Origin of the sequence: Clostridium sp. FS41, from assembly GCF_000954015.1 — a bacterium.
Lineage (GTDB): Bacteria > Bacillota > Clostridia > Lachnospirales > Lachnospiraceae > Enterocloster > Enterocloster citroniae.
Window position 1 is genome coordinate 124,018 of record NZ_JYHN01000046.1, and the last position, 15,618, is coordinate 139,635.

The following is a 15,618-nucleotide window of genomic DNA, read 5'->3' on the forward strand; positions in this document are numbered from 1 at the left end:
TTTTCCTACTCCGAAGTCACATACGTCACCATATCAGCCGCATTGCTGCGGACCGATGGCCCTGTCACTCCATCCATTGTTTCATCTGCCGAGCGGTCCTCACTCCCCACCAGTAATACTGCGGCTGCGCTTTGATCCTCCGGTATTCCCAGCAGGGATCTGTATTCCGCCTTTTTATCGCCGTTTAAGACAATGGTTGGGGATGAGAGGATCTTTCCCCCATACCCCAGCAGTTTTGCCTCCGCAAGCATATTCTGGCAGGCAAGGCCAGCATCAAATTCAGAACCCTCCTGACAGGATATGATGATGGCTAAAGGTGCATCCGCAATTCCTGCTTTTTTAACCGTTGATTCACCCCTATCTGCCTGTGCCGGGCGGTTTGCAGACATTTCATCCGATATCTGCTGCAGAATCTCCCTGTTTGTTACAGCCGTAAAATGCCATGGCTGTTGGTTCATTGCACTGGGGGCATTTATTCCTGCCTGAAGGATATGCTCCATATCCTCCTCAGGAACACGCTCCTGTGTAAAATACTGCGTTGTTCTGGCATCAATCAGCAGTGACGCAGCATTTTTACCACTGCCGTTATCTGCATGTTTGCTGCATGCGGAAGATAGAGACGACAATATAAGAACCATTAAAATAGAACCGCACACACCTTTTTTCATAATTACTTTTTTCATAATTGCTCCTTTCCTTCATCTGCTTTGCAGCTTGGTATAAGCCCGCTTAAGCTTTCCTGCTTCCTTTTGGATATAAGTATCTTTTCCCTCTCAGGCAGCACCTCTGAGCTTTTTCAATTATACAGGATAAAGGTAAAGTTTAAATAAACTCCTCAAGGGATTCCAATATTCCCCCGCAGATCTTTTCATATAATGTATATGGTACAAGTGCATTCAGATAATTCATAAAAACCCTTTTCGCAATGATCATAAACAATCCAAACCATAAAACAATCCTGCCTGCAAAAAAGGTGCGGTTCCAATTGAACCGCACCCCCAAAACTTCACCGGGCTCTGCCCGCCTACCTCCTGGATCCGCCTTCCATCCAACCCCAAAACTCATCCACTGCCTGCATAACGGTCCTGCAGGGCCGTCCCTGTTCCTTGATCCCGTTATCCTTAATGCAGACCACATGGAACATATAGTTGTTAATGGGAACATAATCCATTTCAATCATCAGGTTGGCGTCCAGATCCTGGAGCAGCACCATTGTGGTCTGCGCGCTGCTGATATAGCTTTGTACGCCGGATAAGTATCTCAGACAATCGTTTTCCTTTTTAAAAGCATCTGCCAGTTGTTTTAATTTTTCTTTCCTGTCCTCTGATGTACATTTGGTATAATGCCACATAGCCCCTCCATTTTCCAATGTTTCCATTTTCCTTTCGTCAGCCGGCTTCTACCTTTATTATAACAGTCATCATCAGATTATTCCAATCTTTTTCCCTTCATAATACAGTTCTTTTGTTTCCGGGTCCTTTGTAAATTTTGCCATAAATTCATTCCACACATACTCACACTCGCTGGGCCAGGTGGCATGGGCCTTTGTATCGGTCTCCGTCAAATGCAGCATGGGCACATGGTCCTCTGTCTCAAATATATAATGGGTCACCAGCCCTTCCTTAAAGCTGCAGTTTTTCCCGCCGTCCATGTAGCTGTAATCCGCCCATTTCTTTGTGAGCCCGTATCGGTTACACCAGTGGTCCACCAGTTTCTCCGCCTGTGTAAATCCGCCCTTAAACGCAGAATCGCAGCAGCCCAGATTGGCTATGATGGGTATCAGGGAGCCCTGCACGGCCGGCCGCTCCTTTTCTCCCCGCTCCACTGCCTCTATGTCGGTGTGCCTTGCGGAAAATGGAGCCACTGCCGCAAAATAATCAGGGCGGTAGGCAGCGCAGGCCCAGCTCATCATCCCGCCTGAGGACTGGCCGCTTCCGTAGACACGGCTTTTGTCAACCGGATAATGGCCGGTCAGCCACTGGTACAAAAAGTCCAGGAACCTTATATCCTCCGGCCGCTCCGGCTGGGGATATCCGGTATTCCACATGGCCCGGAAAATGTTATTGGTCTTAAGTCCGCTGATGGAGCGCACCTCATTCGGCTCAGACGCGGTGGGCATGATGATCATAAACCCATACTGATCCGCCACATAACTCCACCCAATGCGGTCAGCGATCTCATCCCCGCTGCCTCCTGCCCCATGGAACACAAACAGGGCGGGCAGTTCCCTGTCTGTTGGCGCGGACTCGGGAACATATACATACCACTCCCTGCGGTACGTATCGCGGCGGTCCGCATAGTATCCGCCCCACACATCGGCCGAAAACTTTTTAAATCCCCGTTGGTAGATATTGCCCGCCTGTCTCAGGGCGCCGTTGTTAGTACCCGGGTAGCGGTAGATCCCGTCAAAAAGCTCTGTCAGGATCGCTTCGCTGTACTCCCGGCCCACCCACGCATTCCATGGCCCGAAATCAGCCACCACCTTTGCGCACCAATGCTCATCCACAGTGCCGCCCTTTTGCGGATGCCAGATCATCCTGCTCCCATCCTCCACAGGAGATTCCATACTGTGGTTTGAATGCCTGTAATAGCCGATCATCCTCCGGGCAGCTTCATCCTTTCCGGCAAAGCCAAGCCATACCGGCCACTGCACTTCACTGAGTGAAATGCCTTCCACCCGGGATGGCGATGCCTGCAGGGTCCTTACTTCTTCTTCCGTCATTCCCTTTGTCCCCAGCAGGGCTAAGGCCGCATACGCCCTTGGCATCATCCTGCTCTGGGCGCCCACCGCATCAGCGCAATCCCCATAAGCCACGGCATAGAAATTGGCCTGGAAGGAGCAGAACATGGGCCGGACCGCAAGGTCATTATTCAGGGCGTTCAGATAATCCAGATCCTCTTTGTCATTATTCCATCCCTTCTCATCTTTTGCTTCCATGAGCACAAGATAAAGCCCGTATTGATCCGATAATTCCTTCCAGCCGCTGTCCACCATAAACTCCCATGGGTTAGATCCGCCCGGCACACCGATAAACACAGTGGGTTGATTGTACACAGATCCTTCCGGTATGTAAAATTTTGAGGAACGGATCACGCCCTCTCCCACCCCACAGTCAAACTGGTAATATCCGTGCAGGAACTGTCTGTAATAATGCTGCTTGTCAATGGTAACCAGGGACGCGTCAGGCAGTGCCTGGGCCACCGGTTCCTGTAAATATGATCTCATACAAAACACCTCTCTTTTTAATCTGATCAAGCCGGATATACCGGAAAGAAAATGCTGGCTGATACAACGAGGGTCACAACCGCGATCAACAGGTAAGGCATTGTAAACTTAAGAAGTTTACCCGGCTCGTGCTGGCCGATGGCAAAGGCAAGGGCACACTCAGCGGACCCGCTTGGAAACGCAATGGCCATGATGGAAGCAATATTAATGATCAGTACAATCCCCCTGGGATCCATGCCCGCGACCATGGAAAGGGATGCGGCAATGGGTGTCAGAACAGCGGCTGTTCCCGTGTTGGACATGAATGTGGTCATCACAATGGTAGTCACTGCAAAAACAAACAGTACGAACATGCCGGAAGGCTTTTCCCCAAGAAGGATAAGAAGCCAGTTGCCAATCATATCGCCCACACCGGACTTACCAATGGCGTCCGACATGACCAGAACACCGGCGATCATCCACACCATGTCACCGGTGAGGGAGTTGACCGTCTCTTTGGTTGTCAGGGTTTTTGTATAAAGCAGCACAAGAACACCGGCGGCCGGGATCACATACATCAGGTTACCGATCCTTGCACCGAAAATGAATCCAAGGAGAACACCAATAAACACAATATTGATAATGGTCTCATCCCGCTTTGAGATGGCGGCAGCTTCCTTTACCTCTTTTACATCCGAAGTATTGACCCCATGCCTGGGAATGAATTTCCATGCAAACAGCGCATAAACCGTAAGCGCAGTGGCGGGGATAAAGGATACCTTGATAAAATCCCCGGGCAGAAGCATCAGGTCGGGATTATTGATGATCCCTTCATAATAAGCGTTTGCTGTGGGCGACATGGTTGCACCCAGCCCTACCGGGAATTTAAGGCTCCACGCAGCCATAACGGCAAATGCCGCAAAGATCATACGTGAAGCGCAGATCTCATCCTTATCATCCAGTGAAACCAGGAACAGTGCCACAATGGAAATAATGGCTGTCCTGCCCATCAGCTGTGCAAGGACAATGGTCACCAGGAATAAAAAGATAATAAATGCCAGTCCGCTCTTTCCCTTGATCCGCTCCATGCTGTTGCGCACCTTGTTAATGAGACTGGTCTTTCCAAAGGCATAGGCAACCGTAAACATACAGGCAATGAGAATCGTGGTCTTGTTGGCCAGACCTGAAAATGCAGTTGAAATATCAAACACACCTGTTAAAGCAAGCATTACGCAGCAGGTCATGGTGGTCACGCCATAAGGGACCTTATGGGTAAAGAACATGGCGATCATAAAGACCAGCAATCCTAACACAATATACATCTGCATAAATGAACCCCCTCATACTTTTTATATTTTAAGTAAAATTTATTCAATTGTCTCTTCTACGGATTTTGAATGGACATATCCCCTAATTTGCCGGCAATTAGGAATCACTCAATATCCTTGTTGATTCTGTGTTTTTAGTATAGTTTAAATTTTTCTTATTGACAACAATATAAAAATTATGTTAATTTTAAGTAAAAGTTATGGAGGATTTCCATGTATCTGAAGGATCAGAAATATATGGCCGCACTGGCCGGCGAGGGCTCCCTCACAAGAGCGGCCCGGCGCCTTAACCTGTCCCAGCCCGCCCTTTCCAAATGGCTCCTGGACCTGGAACAGGAGATCGGCATGCCCCTGGTGATCCGTTCCAGGAACGGCCTTGTCTTCACGGAAGCAGGGCAGATCTATCTGGAGGGATGCAGGGAATGCCTGGAGGCCGCACTTGAGATCCGTAGGGAGCTGGACGCATTATCCCAGAAATCAAAACAGAGTATTATTCTGGGAGGAAGCCCGATCAGGGGCGCCCAGGCGTTTGCAAAGATCTATTCCGAGTTCCGCCGTAAATACCCTGATATCGATCTCCAGTTTGTCAGCGACAAAAACCCCGTCCTTAAGAAAATACTTTCCGAAGGCGAGATCACCATGTCCCTTTTAGGCGCCATGGAGACCAGCCTGCCCAATCTGGAATACCTGAAATTCATGGATGAGGAACTGCTGGTCATGCTGCCCAAAGGCCACCCTCTCTCCTACGATTACAAAACCCTGCCTCCAAACCAGCCCTATCCGGCAATGGATCTGGCAAACCTGGCCGGCACCCCGATCCTGACCACTGCTTCCGAGACCTCCTACGGCGACATGGTCCTTACCCTGTACCGGAACGCCGGACTGGAATCCAATATCATTTTCCGCTCCAACGTGATCCCCCTTCTCTATGAAATGGTGCTGAACGGAGTGGGCGCCGCCATGATCCCGGACTCTTACTACAATCCGGAGGACGGCATTTCCGTGTACTCCCTCTCCCCCCGCATCGTTGTGTACCAGGGAATCGGCCTGCGAAGCGGACATCCCCTTTCGGACGCGGAAGAATATCTGATCCATCTTGTGATGAATAACTGGGGATCGCCCTATTACATGCATCAGTATGCTGATTATTATCTTGAACAAAGAAAATTGAGGATAGATGCTTATGAATATAACAAGATTTGAATATATGCTGGCATTGGAACGAATAGGGACCATGACCGGAGTGGCAAAAGCTTATTTTATCTCACCCTCCGCGGTCAGCCAGTGCCTGAAAAATGAAGAAGCCCAGCTGGGCCATACCTTGTTTAAAAGCGAAAACCACAGGATGGTCCCAACCGAGGCCGGACGGATCTATCTGAAAGGGGCCCGCAGGATCCTCAAGATCCAGAAAGACACCATGGATAAGCTGAATGTCATTCCTCAAAAGCACCACTCCGTCCGGATCGCCGCTGCTCCAATGCTCTATGAGAAAGCGGCTTCTGTGATCATCCCGGAACTTAACACCCGGCTGCCTGATACTGATTTTCAGCTGCTCCGGGCGGATTCCAGGGTCAGTGTAGCTTATCTGCTCAACGACCTGGCTGATTTTGCGCTGATCTGTTCCCCGCCCCTGAACCACACCCTGCTTACAGAGGATGTGCTGGGCGAGGACCAGCTGCTTTTAGTGGTGCCCAGGGCATATCTGCGCGGCCAGCTGACCAGGGAACCCACCATTGAGGACTGCAACCCGCTGCCCTTTATCCTTTTAAAAAGCGGGACCTATACCCGCGGGATTGAGAATGAGATCCTTGCCAAGCACCACATTTCCCTGAACCGGATCTATGAGGTGGACGATCATATCATGGCCAGGAATTTCCTGGAGGAAGGCAGGGGCGCCACCTTCCTGCCATCCTCCATGATTCCTGATCACGCAGAGCGGCACTTTTTCATCCTTCCCCTTAAACCGCCGAAAACGTTTAATTTTATCCTGGCCTATCCCAACTATACAAAACCGGATAAGGGGAAACGGGATGTGCCGGAGGTGATACGGGTTTCATTCAGCACTGCTTTAAAAAATAATAGAAAAATTTAGGTATATCTTCTATCGTGTCAAGAGAATAAGATTCATTGAACCCATGGGACGGACCATTGTCAGGATGACGCCTTCCTCCAGAGAAACGGTATACCCGTTCACAGATAGGGTGATAGTAAAATGCATCCGTTCCTCCGATACATATGACCGGGACCACCTTGATCTTTGGATAAATCTGATCAAGGGCAGCGCCAAAGCGCCCAAACAGCTCCGGGTCCACCTGAGATGCAGGTGACGGATCCCTTCCCGCAATCAGATCGATCTTAACACCGCTGCCCTCACCGGCCAAGTCCCTAAAATCCTTTAAAATGCCTTCTACCGTATCCCCTTCCAAAAGGCGGATATTCATGCTGATACTGGCCTTTTCAGGCAGTGAACTGGGACTGGGGCTTGCGCTTGCCATTGTCATGGCGAGAGTTGTCTGAAATTTTGCACCTGTGCGCGGGTCCCCATCAAGACGCGGGACCAGCCAGTCTATATGGCTGCTGATATCTTCGTAATATTCCCTGTTCTCATCCACCAGATCCGCCAACATTTTATATTGCATTTCCATTGGAGCCGTTACCCTGTAGGGTCTTGGATAATCCGCTATTTTTACGATCACCCGGGCAAGATCCGCTATCACGCAGTGATTCCCGGGCATGGCCGGGTGACCGGCGTTTCCTGTCTTGTATACTTCAATGGAGGCATATCCCTTTTCCGCTACCGCTATATTACCCAGCAGTCCCTTTACACCCGCTGTGGATCCCGGCACGATCTCCCCGCCTTCATCAATAACCAGCCCCAGCCTTACGCCATGTGCCTCCAGATATTCACAGATCAATCTGGCTGAGGGCTTTTCTGTTGTGGTCCCCACCTCTTCGTTATAGCCATAGGCAAGATAGATATCCTGTTTCGGTTCATAGCCTTCTGCGATCAGCGCTTCCAAAGCCTCCATTTCACCCATCAGCATGGATTTGCAGTCCAAAGTACCGCGCCCATAGATCCGGTTATCCGCAATCCTGCCCTCATAAGGGGGATATTTCCATTTACCGTGATCCCCCTCGGGCACCACATCCTGATGGGCTGCCAGCAGGATCGGCAAAGCACCGCTATCCTGTTTTACCCTCCAGTGATACAAAAGCGCTGCTTTTCCAATGATCTTTTTTTCAAATGTTTTATGGACCAGGGGATAGGTATTCTCAAGATATTGGTGAAGCTGATAGAATGGCTCAAAATTCATTTTGTCCTCATCAATGTCTGAAACAGTGGGGAACCTGACCATATGGGATAAATGCGCTGCAAAAACTTCTTTATCTGGTAACATCCTTTATCTCCTCATCTAAAACGCTTTTTTTAAAACAGGGATTCCATCTCCTCTTCACTCAGGCAAAAGTCAAAGATATCCAGATTCTGACGCTGTGATGAGACGGAATGCGATTTCGGTATAGAGCAAATACCACTCTGATAATTATAACGGAGCAATACCTGCGCCCAGGTTTTTCCGTATTTTTCACCGATGCCTGCAGCTGCCCTCTTAAAACGGTCTGCCGCCGCCTCATCAGGCTGAAATGCTTTTGCGGTAAAATTCATCGGGGAATGCGCGATAGGGAGGACGCCGTTCATACGGCAGAAGCGGACTGTCTCCCAGCTGCGCTGGGCCGGATTGCACCGGAATTGGTTGCACGCGGGCACAACCTCCGTCTGCTCCATCAGAATCTCCAGCTGCTCCTTGTCAAAATTAGCAACCCCAAGAGCCCGGAATTTTCCTTCCCTGTATAACTCTTCCAAAACCTTATAGAGGGCAATCGTGACTTTCCCGTTCATCCTGCCGTCCGGGCTGTTGTAGTCCACTGCCTGATGAATGGTGTACAGGTCAAAATAATCTGTTCCCATGCGTTTTAAACTGTCCTCCACACTCTGACGTATACTTTCCGGCGTGCAGTTGTATGGAGCCCTGTTGGGGATCTTGCTCAGTATAAAGAATTCCTCCCGCTTAATTTTGCTGTTTTTTATACAGGCTCCAATGCCTTCCTCATTTCCATAGGAAATTGCACTGTCAAAAAACCGGTATCCCGCTTTGACCGCTGATTCCATGGCGGCAAAATTGCCTGTGGGAGCCGACCTCAGATCCCCGCTGTCACGTCCGAATGAATTGGTGCCGCTTCCCACAGCCGGTATCCCTATTCCGTTATTTAACTGAAAATATTCCATATACTCCTCCTTTAAAGCGCACCTGACCGTCAGGCATTAACCATTGGCAAACTCGCGTACCCATACCAGATGCTCTGTATCAATGGATGGGTCCACCGTACAGTCGGCGCCAAGGATCACATGTTGTCTGCCTGCATCGGCAAGGATTTTTTCAGTCTCTGCCTTGATGGCTTCCCTTGGACCAGTATAGAGAACGCCGTCTTTATTCATATCAAAACCACCCATAACCGTTCTTCCTCCAAATATCTCCCTTCCCTCACTGAGTTTCAATCCCTCTGTCTTAACCGCCCAGTTAAACACCTTTACGGGATATTCTGCATAAAGGGCCATATCGGTCTGCTTTCCGTCAAAATCACAGATATGAGCCGCATTGTAGGTACAGATTTCATTTGCCGCTTTAATCAGCCGGATCTCTGATGGATTGATCAAAAGCTTTACGGCCTCCTCATCCATGGTACACTGCCTTGTGCAAAGATAGATACCGTCTGCGCGGTCCTCGCCCATTACCGCCTTCACCACCTGGATCATATAATCCGTGATTTTTTCCACACCGGCCTTTATCTGGTCAGGATACTCCCGGATCATCTGTTTTAACACCGGATACGCTTCATCCTTATAGCAGATCCGGATCTGTTTTACCAGTGTGATAAACGGGGAAAAGATATTCATAAGAAGCAGCATATCTGGTCCGTAGATTTCCCTGCATCCCTTTGCGATATTGGCTGAACCATTGATAAATGCCTGCAGATCCACTGTTTTTACATCTGCGATCTCCTCCGGTGTGCCCCCTCCAATGTCAATGGGCATCATCAGATATCCGTCAGACATGATTTTTACAAAGTCCGGGTTTAAATCCTTCAGCCACTGGCGGTTCATCTCAAAGTACTCCTCTGTCAGCTCCGGATGGGTTGGGATCAGCCCCATCTTGGAATGGGGGATAAAATGATGCCAAAATCCCATGGGCACCCGCTCAACCGTTTCTCCGTCAAATACCTTTTTTACCCAATCTTTTTTCGTCATTGTGTTAACCTCCTGAATATTTTTATTTTTATTATTTTCCTGTCCCTATTCCACACTTGATTTCTCATTGATCTTTCCGCTCTTTTTCAGCAGCAGGAAAAGGACCAGGTTTACAACCAATACACCTACTGTCAGCAAATACGCTCCTGAGTATCCCATGGCATCCGCCACCATACCGGCAATGGTGGAAGCAAAGATCGTTACCACGTCCGTCACAAGCAGCATGGTGGCCTGAAATGATCCCTGCTCGCTGTTGGAAACCGCCTTCATGCCGATAATCTTAAAGGGGGAGTTCCAATAACGGCAGATCTGGTAGATCATAATGCCTGCGCAGAAGGAACCGCTTGTGGTGGCTACCCCCATTAAACCAAAGCCTGCGATCATACCCGCCAGTGAAATTATGATAAGGATCGCCGGACTGACAATATCACACAAAAAGCCGGTTACAATGCTCATGACTCCGTAAATGGTCTGTCCAAGGGTAAGAGCGCCCAGGTATTCAAAATTTGCAGCCTCTGCCCGGAGCACTGTAAAATTTCCGTCAATGGTGTTGGGGAAAATACACAGGCCGCAGCAGATGGCCAGGGGAAGCATGGCCATGTTGAGTCCTGAAAGGATTCCCCTTTTTCCGGCAGGAGATGACGCGTCCCCTTTGGCCGGCCCCCTTTTTACATAGAGCTTTGAGCCGTCAAGGCAGAGAGCCACAACAACCGAGGTCAATGACAGGGCGGCTGTTATAAATGCCACTGTGGTCTGCCCTTTTGTGTTGAAAATAGAAACAGAAAAAGATCTTGCCGTGGATATGGCAACCTGCATCAAGCCCATGTAAAGCGCATAGGCGGATCCCATTGCCTTTCTGTCAACGGAACAGGCCAAAATAACCGGCACCAGGGTCGTGATAAAGGAATAGATTGCGCCGTCAATAATATACACCGCGTAGTACATTGCCGGAGTTTTAATAAAGGCGAACATTGCAAATACAATAGCCTTTGCTATAAAACCGCCTGCCAGTATGTACTTGATCTTATCCCGCTTATTGTCAGCCACAGCGCCTGAAGGAGTACGCATCAACATGGCCGCTATGGTAAAAATGGAAAACGCCAGACCGATCGCCGTACCGCTTAAGCCAATGGAATTACCTACCATTGCCCGAAAGCTGGTTCTCATATTATTGGTGTACTGATTTGTGATATTTAAAAGAATTGCCAATATGGCATTGCGTGTTGCAAGTGATTTAAAACCCATCAGGGTTCCCTTAGGATCAAACTTTTTCGACTCTGTCATCCCAAATACCTCTTTTCCCATTATTCAAACAAACTGGCGGCAAACCGGAACAGTCCGGTAAAACCGATCAATACATAAAAACCTAAAAACAACAACGAATACAGCACCTGTCTTGGCCATAGCTTTTCCCTGACCGCCTCGTCCCTGCACCCCGCAAGCGCTACAGCGCCCCCCTGCGAAAAAGGACTCATTCCCGTGGAACCCGCTCCTGCAAACAATGCGGTCGTCAATGCCACCATGCTGATGCCGCTGGACTGGGAAAGCACGGCAAACATAGGCATAAAAAGCGGAAAGATCACTGCCGGCCCTGTAGTGACAAAACTGAGCAGCCCGCTGGCCAGTATGATAAGCGGAATGATCAGCACCGCAGGAAGGCTCTTGCCAAGCCAGCTTCCCATCATATCCGCCACACCTGTCTCAACGATCATGCTGATCATGGTGGACATCCCGCAGACCATTATGATCGTGGTCCATGGAATGTATTCCCTGATCACCTTCTGCGTGTTGCCGTTTTTCATGGCTGAATGGAACACAATGCCAAAGGTGCAGAGCACTTTAATGTCAAATTTGGCGGAAAACCACTTTGCCGCAGGTATTTCAAACAACACATTGATAAACACTGGCGCAATCACTAATACCATAACAGCCATGATGATCCACAGAGCGCGCTTTTGTTCCCCGTTAAGGGACTCCGGTCTTTTAAGTTCCGTATCCGTGATCTGTGTATCCCTCTGGTACCACAGATAGACCAAAAGGAAAAAGACAGCAGGCACGAACAGCAGCACAAGCCCGTAAGACCATCCCGCCGCTTCTGCCACCCTTTCCCCAAGATATGTTTCCGCAATGCCGCGGAACATGGCTCCGCTGCTGGTCCATGCCTGAATACCTCCTCCCAGCGCCCCAAGATTCACTGATAATACCGCCACCACCGGGCTAAAACCGATCTGCTGCGCCAGGCTGAAGGCAATGGGTGCCATGATAACCGGAGTTGCCCCTGCCCCCGCTCCTGTGGCAGAGATCAGAAAGGTGACCAGGTATAAAAACAGCGGCAGGATATGCAGCTTTGTGCGGCAGACATAGATCATCCATTTGGAAAGGACCTTTAACGACTGATTCTCCGCAGCATATCCGTAGAAAAAACTGACGATCATCATTGTAAAAAACAGGGATGTGGGAAAATAACTCACCACCTCCGAAGCTGTCTTTCCCATCAGGATAAGCCCGATCAAAAAGGCAAAGCTCAGTCCCGCAACCCCCAGATTACATCTGGCTTTTGTCCCCAGCAGGATCGCAAAAAAAATCGCCGCCAGGAACACCAACAGCCCGCTTGTTCCTGTCATACGCTCATCCCCGCTTACTCATCCGCCCTTCTCGGAGGTATTTTCACAGACATAGCCATGCTGCCTCCGTCAACCCTGACCTCTGTGCCGGTGATATAGCCAGCCTCATCACTGAGCAGAAAGGCGACCACATTTGCCATCTCCATGGGATCTGCAATCCGGTCGATCATGCGCAGTCTTGGACGGTCTGCACTTTCCTGGGACATCATGCCGATCTTATTTGCATTTAATCCCGTGGGTGTCTGCATGGCTCCGGGGCAGATACAGTTACATCGGATATGATCATCCGCATACTGCATGGCAATGGATTTAGTCAGGGCAATGACAGCTGCCTTGGATGCGCCGTAGCTTGCGCCAAATGCCGGAAAATAACCTGCAAGTGAAGCGATATTGCAGATGGATCCCCCACCGTTACGGATCATCTGAGGGATCACATACTTGCTGCACAGAAACACACTTTTCAGGTTCAGGTTAATACTCATATCCCAAAGTGCTTCATCTGTGTCGCAAATGCGCAGCCCCTCTTTAGACTGCCTGGACTCCATTGCCATTCCTGTATTATTCACAAGAATATGGATCCCTCCCCCTTCCCGTGTTACGGTCTGGACCATTTGCCGCACGGTATCCGCCTTTGTCACATCGCAGTATACGTCAAATGCCTCATACCCTTTCGCCCTCAGCATGTCCACTGTTTCCCGGGCGCCCGCCATGTTGATGTCCGCCACCGCGACTCTGGCCCCCTCCCGTCCAAGCCGGTCTGCAATCGCTCTGCCAAGACCGGAACCTCCGCCTGTGACAATGGCCGTCTTGTTGTCAAACTGATACATACTCACTTTCTTACCTCCTCCTGCACCTGAGTACAGTGCTTTGATTGACGTCATTTTAGAGCGTCTGAACTCAGAAAACAATACATTTCCCTATTCGTCATCTTCCGGGACATAAGTGGACTATCACCCTTTCCTGACAGGCTAAAAAGCCCTCCCAAGTGGCACATTAGTATGCGCCCCGCTCCTTGACAAAGCCTTCCAAAAATGATATTTTTTTTATAAATATATGGGTATCACATTTAGCTGCCTTTCGACATGAACCAAGAAAAACAGAGGACTGATATGACGCTGCGAATCGCTGTTTGCGATGATGAATTATCTGCTGCCAGCCAGATTGACCTATATCTGAATCAGATACAGCTGGAGGAAAAACTTAAATTTCAGGTTTTTTTCTTTTCTTCCGGAGAAGAACTGCTGGAAAATATGCCCCGGGACATTCATGTACTGCTGCTGGACATCCAGCTGAAGCAGACCTCCGGCATTGATGTGGCGCGAAAACTGCGCGCAGAAGGGCTGGACTTTTTCCTGTTCTTTATCACCAATAATGTTCAGTATGCACTGGAGGGTTACGAAGTCCATGCCTACGCATTTCTCCAAAAACCCCTCCGCTATGCACCCCTAAAAATGTATCTGCTGGAAGTCATCAGCCGCCTGAAACAGGCAAGGCCTTTTACCATAACCTTAAAAAACGGCGCTGCCGCTGAGATCATAGACTGCAGCCGGATCATCTACATCGAGGTTTATGGCCATTCTACTTTTTTTGTATTTGAAAGCGGACGAAAGGAATTTTCCATTCCGCTAAACGAACTGGAAGTACAGCTAAGCGGCCATGGCTTTTTCAGATGCCACAAAAGCTATCTGATCAATCTGAGAAAGGTCATCAGTATCAGGCCGTCCGAACTGGTTATGTCCAATCAGGGAACTGTCCCTTTAAGCAAACACCGCAAACAGGAGTTTCTTGCCGCCCTTCAAACGGTAATAGGAGAATAAGATGGTTTATCTGCTTTTTGCAAGACGGTTCTTGAACATATGCAGGGATGTGGTTTTTGCTTATCTCTATATCAAGACCATTCCTTCAAACAAAAGACTCACTCCACGGTCAAAGGCACTGTCCGCCCTCTGCCTTTTACTTCTTTTTGTTATGACCGGTGTTGATGACAGCACGCTGTTTGCCAGCGGAAGCGTGCGTTTTTTGCTGCGCAGCGCCTGCTTCTTTTTATACATATACCAGATCAAGAAAATTTCACTGCCAACCATGATTTATGACGCCCTGTTGATCAATACGGTCTGCGTTGTCAATCATAATCTTTTTCTGACCTCCGTCACACGTCCGTTTCTCAATGCCTCAGTTTCCCTGTCCGGCTTTCCTGTGGTCAACGAATTTCTGTGCTTTATGATCGTCAATATGGTATCCATCCTGATCTATTGCTTTGTATATCACTTTATTCCGCTGAGGGAGATTAAAAATGTGGGAAAAAGCAGGATCATCATCCTGCTCCTGCTTGCAATTGAAAGCCAGTATCTGAACAACACCCTGAAGATCATAACAGGACTTCAGCCTGAACTCTCCGTACAGCTCTCAATCTATGTCATTTTACTGCAGCTTGCACTTTTGCTCTGCCTTGCGTTTATTGAACACTATCAGATCGCCGTGCATGAGCAGGCCCGCACACAGCTGGAAAACCAGGCTGCCCACGCCCTTCTTGAAAGTATTAGAGCACAACAGAAAAACGACAGTATCATACAGCAGATGCGCCATGACCTGAAAAACCACCTGATTTCAATCCGTTATCTGATCAATCACCAGAAAGAAGGGGAGGCAGTTGAATATATAGACCAGCTTGTTTCAGATGACGCGCTGACACAGACACACATCCGAACCGGCAATTCAATCCTGGACGGAATCCTGATCCAAAAGACCACTATTGCGGAACAGAATAATATTGCAGTTTCCATATCAGCGGATTTCACCTACATCCGGTCCATTAACGGAGCCGACCTGTGTATCATCTTCGGCAATCTTTTGGACAATGCCATTGAGGCCTGCCAAAAGGTGGAATCCTCCTCCCGCTATATTAATATCCGCGGACACCTGATCGGGGAGGCAATCATCTATACCATAGAAAACAGCTCCTCCGGAACCGTAACACTGGAACATCATATGCCTCTCACAACCAAAAAGGACAGCCAAAACCATGGGATCGGACTAATATCCGTTGAAAGAATTGTTTTAAAGAATCAGGGCAGCATTGCCTTTTCACCTGATAAGAACAAGTTTACAGTCATTCTCACCTTTCCTGTTTTCAGGGAAGAAACACAGGCATAGCAG

Annotated in this window: 14 protein-coding genes; 4 read left to right on the forward strand and 10 right to left on the reverse strand. The window is 49.0% G+C overall.

Translation table 11 applies throughout. The features are described 5' to 3' along the window. Positions 1–5: 5 nt before the first annotated feature. The 4 genes from CLFS41_RS28935 to CLFS41_RS07460 all read right to left on the reverse strand — a co-directional run bounded on the left by CLFS41_RS28935 (position 6) and on the right by CLFS41_RS07460 (position 4,533). Positions 6–683 (reverse strand): nitroreductase family protein, encoded by a 678-nt coding sequence (locus CLFS41_RS28935; protein WP_052665661.1) that lies wholly within the window; start codon positions 681–683, stop codon positions 6–8. Positions 684–1,024: 341 nt separating this feature from the next. Next, entirely contained in the window at positions 1,025–1,351 is a 327-nt protein-coding gene (locus CLFS41_RS07450) for a hypothetical protein (RefSeq protein WP_045091899.1), read from the reverse strand. Positions 1,352–1,423: 72 nt separating this feature from the next. Beyond that, entirely contained in the window at positions 1,424–3,226 is a 1,803-nt protein-coding gene (locus tag CLFS41_RS07455) for an alpha/beta hydrolase-fold protein (RefSeq protein WP_045091900.1), read from the reverse strand. Between the two features lie 26 nt (positions 3,227–3,252). Then, positions 3,253–4,533, reverse strand: a complete 1,281-nt coding sequence (locus CLFS41_RS07460; RefSeq protein WP_007859950.1) for an SLC13 family permease — start codon at positions 4,531–4,533, stop codon at positions 3,253–3,255. Positions 4,534–4,746: 213 nt separating this feature from the next. Here CLFS41_RS07460 and CLFS41_RS07465 point away from each other — a divergent pair, with 213 nt between their 5' ends. Then, positions 4,747–5,736: a LysR family transcriptional regulator gene (locus tag CLFS41_RS07465; protein WP_045091901.1), complete on the forward strand. Its 990-nt coding sequence runs from the start codon at positions 4,747–4,749 to the stop codon at positions 5,734–5,736. Then, entirely contained in the window at positions 5,717–6,625 is a 909-nt protein-coding gene (locus CLFS41_RS07470) for a LysR family transcriptional regulator (protein WP_045091902.1), read from the forward strand. The genes CLFS41_RS07465 and CLFS41_RS07470 overlap by 20 nt, the downstream gene beginning before the upstream one ends. Here CLFS41_RS07470 and CLFS41_RS07475 read toward each other — a convergent pair. From CLFS41_RS07475 to CLFS41_RS07500, 6 genes are read right to left on the reverse strand one after another with little or no spacing between them, the layout of a single operon-like run. Further along, on the reverse strand, positions 6,591–7,931 hold the full coding sequence (locus tag CLFS41_RS07475) for a M20/M25/M40 family metallo-hydrolase (protein ID WP_045091903.1): 1,341 nt from the start codon (positions 7,929–7,931) through the stop codon (positions 6,591–6,593). The two genes, CLFS41_RS07470 and CLFS41_RS07475, sit on opposite strands and share 35 nt — an antisense overlap. A gap of 29 nt (positions 7,932–7,960) precedes the next feature. Beyond that, on the reverse strand, positions 7,961–8,818 hold the full coding sequence (locus CLFS41_RS07480; RefSeq protein WP_045091904.1) for an aldo/keto reductase: 858 nt from the start codon (positions 8,816–8,818) through the stop codon (positions 7,961–7,963). 36 nt (positions 8,819–8,854) lie between these two features. After that, positions 8,855–9,838: a uroporphyrinogen decarboxylase family protein gene (locus tag CLFS41_RS07485; protein ID WP_045091905.1), complete on the reverse strand. Its 984-nt coding sequence runs from the start codon at positions 9,836–9,838 to the stop codon at positions 8,855–8,857. Positions 9,839–9,883: 45 nt separating this feature from the next. Then, positions 9,884–11,122, reverse strand: coding sequence for an MFS transporter (locus tag CLFS41_RS07490; RefSeq protein WP_045091906.1), 1,239 nt, complete (start codon positions 11,120–11,122; stop codon positions 9,884–9,886). Positions 11,123–11,142: 20 nt separating this feature from the next. Further along, a complete protein-coding gene (locus CLFS41_RS07495; protein WP_045091907.1) occupies positions 11,143–12,462 on the reverse strand; it encodes an SLC13 family permease in 1,320 nt (439 codons plus the stop codon). Positions 12,463–12,476: 14 nt separating this feature from the next. Further along, positions 12,477–13,289 (reverse strand): glucose 1-dehydrogenase, encoded by an 813-nt coding sequence (locus CLFS41_RS07500; protein WP_045091908.1) that lies wholly within the window; start codon positions 13,287–13,289, stop codon positions 12,477–12,479. 282 nt (positions 13,290–13,571) lie between these two features. On the opposite strand from CLFS41_RS07500, the gene CLFS41_RS07505 reads away from it, so the two are divergent. Further along, positions 13,572–14,279, forward strand: a complete 708-nt coding sequence (locus CLFS41_RS07505; protein WP_045091909.1) for a LytTR family DNA-binding domain-containing protein — start codon at positions 13,572–13,574, stop codon at positions 14,277–14,279. A 1-nt stretch (position 14,280) separates the two neighbouring features. Further along, positions 14,281–15,615, forward strand: coding sequence for an ATP-binding protein (locus tag CLFS41_RS07510; RefSeq protein ID WP_045091910.1), 1,335 nt, complete (start codon positions 14,281–14,283; stop codon positions 15,613–15,615). The last annotated feature ends 3 nt before the right edge of the window (positions 15,616–15,618 follow it).

Bases quoted from the DNA above. Each gene is read 5' to 3' on its own strand.
- CLFS41_RS07460 (WP_007859950.1), bottom strand. From the start codon at position 4,533: ATGCAGATGTATATTGTGTTAGGATTGCTGGTCTTTATGATCGCCATG.
- CLFS41_RS07490 (WP_045091906.1), bottom strand. From the start codon at position 11,122: ATGACAGAGTCGAAAAAGTTTGATCCTAAGGGAACCCTGATGGGTTTT.
- CLFS41_RS07485 (WP_045091905.1), bottom strand. From the start codon at position 9,838: ATGACGAAAAAAGATTGGGTAAAAAAGGTATTTGACGGAGAAACGGTT.
- CLFS41_RS07500 (WP_045091908.1), bottom strand. From the start codon at position 13,289: ATGTATCAGTTTGACAACAAGACGGCCATTGTCACAGGCGGAGGTTCC.
- CLFS41_RS07465 (WP_045091901.1), top strand. From the start codon at position 4,747: ATGTATCTGAAGGATCAGAAATATATGGCCGCACTGGCCGGCGAGGGC.
- CLFS41_RS07450 (WP_045091899.1), bottom strand. From the start codon at position 1,351: ATGTGGCATTATACCAAATGTACATCAGAGGACAGGAAAGAAAAATTA.
- CLFS41_RS07505 (WP_045091909.1), top strand. From the start codon at position 13,572: ATGACGCTGCGAATCGCTGTTTGCGATGATGAATTATCTGCTGCCAGC.
- CLFS41_RS07475 (WP_045091903.1), bottom strand. From the start codon at position 7,931: ATGTTACCAGATAAAGAAGTTTTTGCAGCGCATTTATCCCATATGGTC.
- CLFS41_RS07495 (WP_045091907.1), bottom strand. From the start codon at position 12,462: ATGACAGGAACAAGCGGGCTGTTGGTGTTCCTGGCGGCGATTTTTTTT.
- CLFS41_RS07480 (WP_045091904.1), bottom strand. From the start codon at position 8,818: ATGGAATATTTTCAGTTAAATAACGGAATAGGGATACCGGCTGTGGGA.
- CLFS41_RS28935 (WP_052665661.1), bottom strand. From the start codon at position 683: ATGAAAAAAGTAATTATGAAAAAAGGTGTGTGCGGTTCTATTTTAATG.
- CLFS41_RS07470 (WP_045091902.1), top strand. From the start codon at position 5,717: ATGAATATAACAAGATTTGAATATATGCTGGCATTGGAACGAATAGGG.
- CLFS41_RS07510 (WP_045091910.1), top strand. From the start codon at position 14,281: ATGGTTTATCTGCTTTTTGCAAGACGGTTCTTGAACATATGCAGGGAT.
- CLFS41_RS07455 (WP_045091900.1), bottom strand. From the start codon at position 3,226: ATGAGATCATATTTACAGGAACCGGTGGCCCAGGCACTGCCTGACGCG.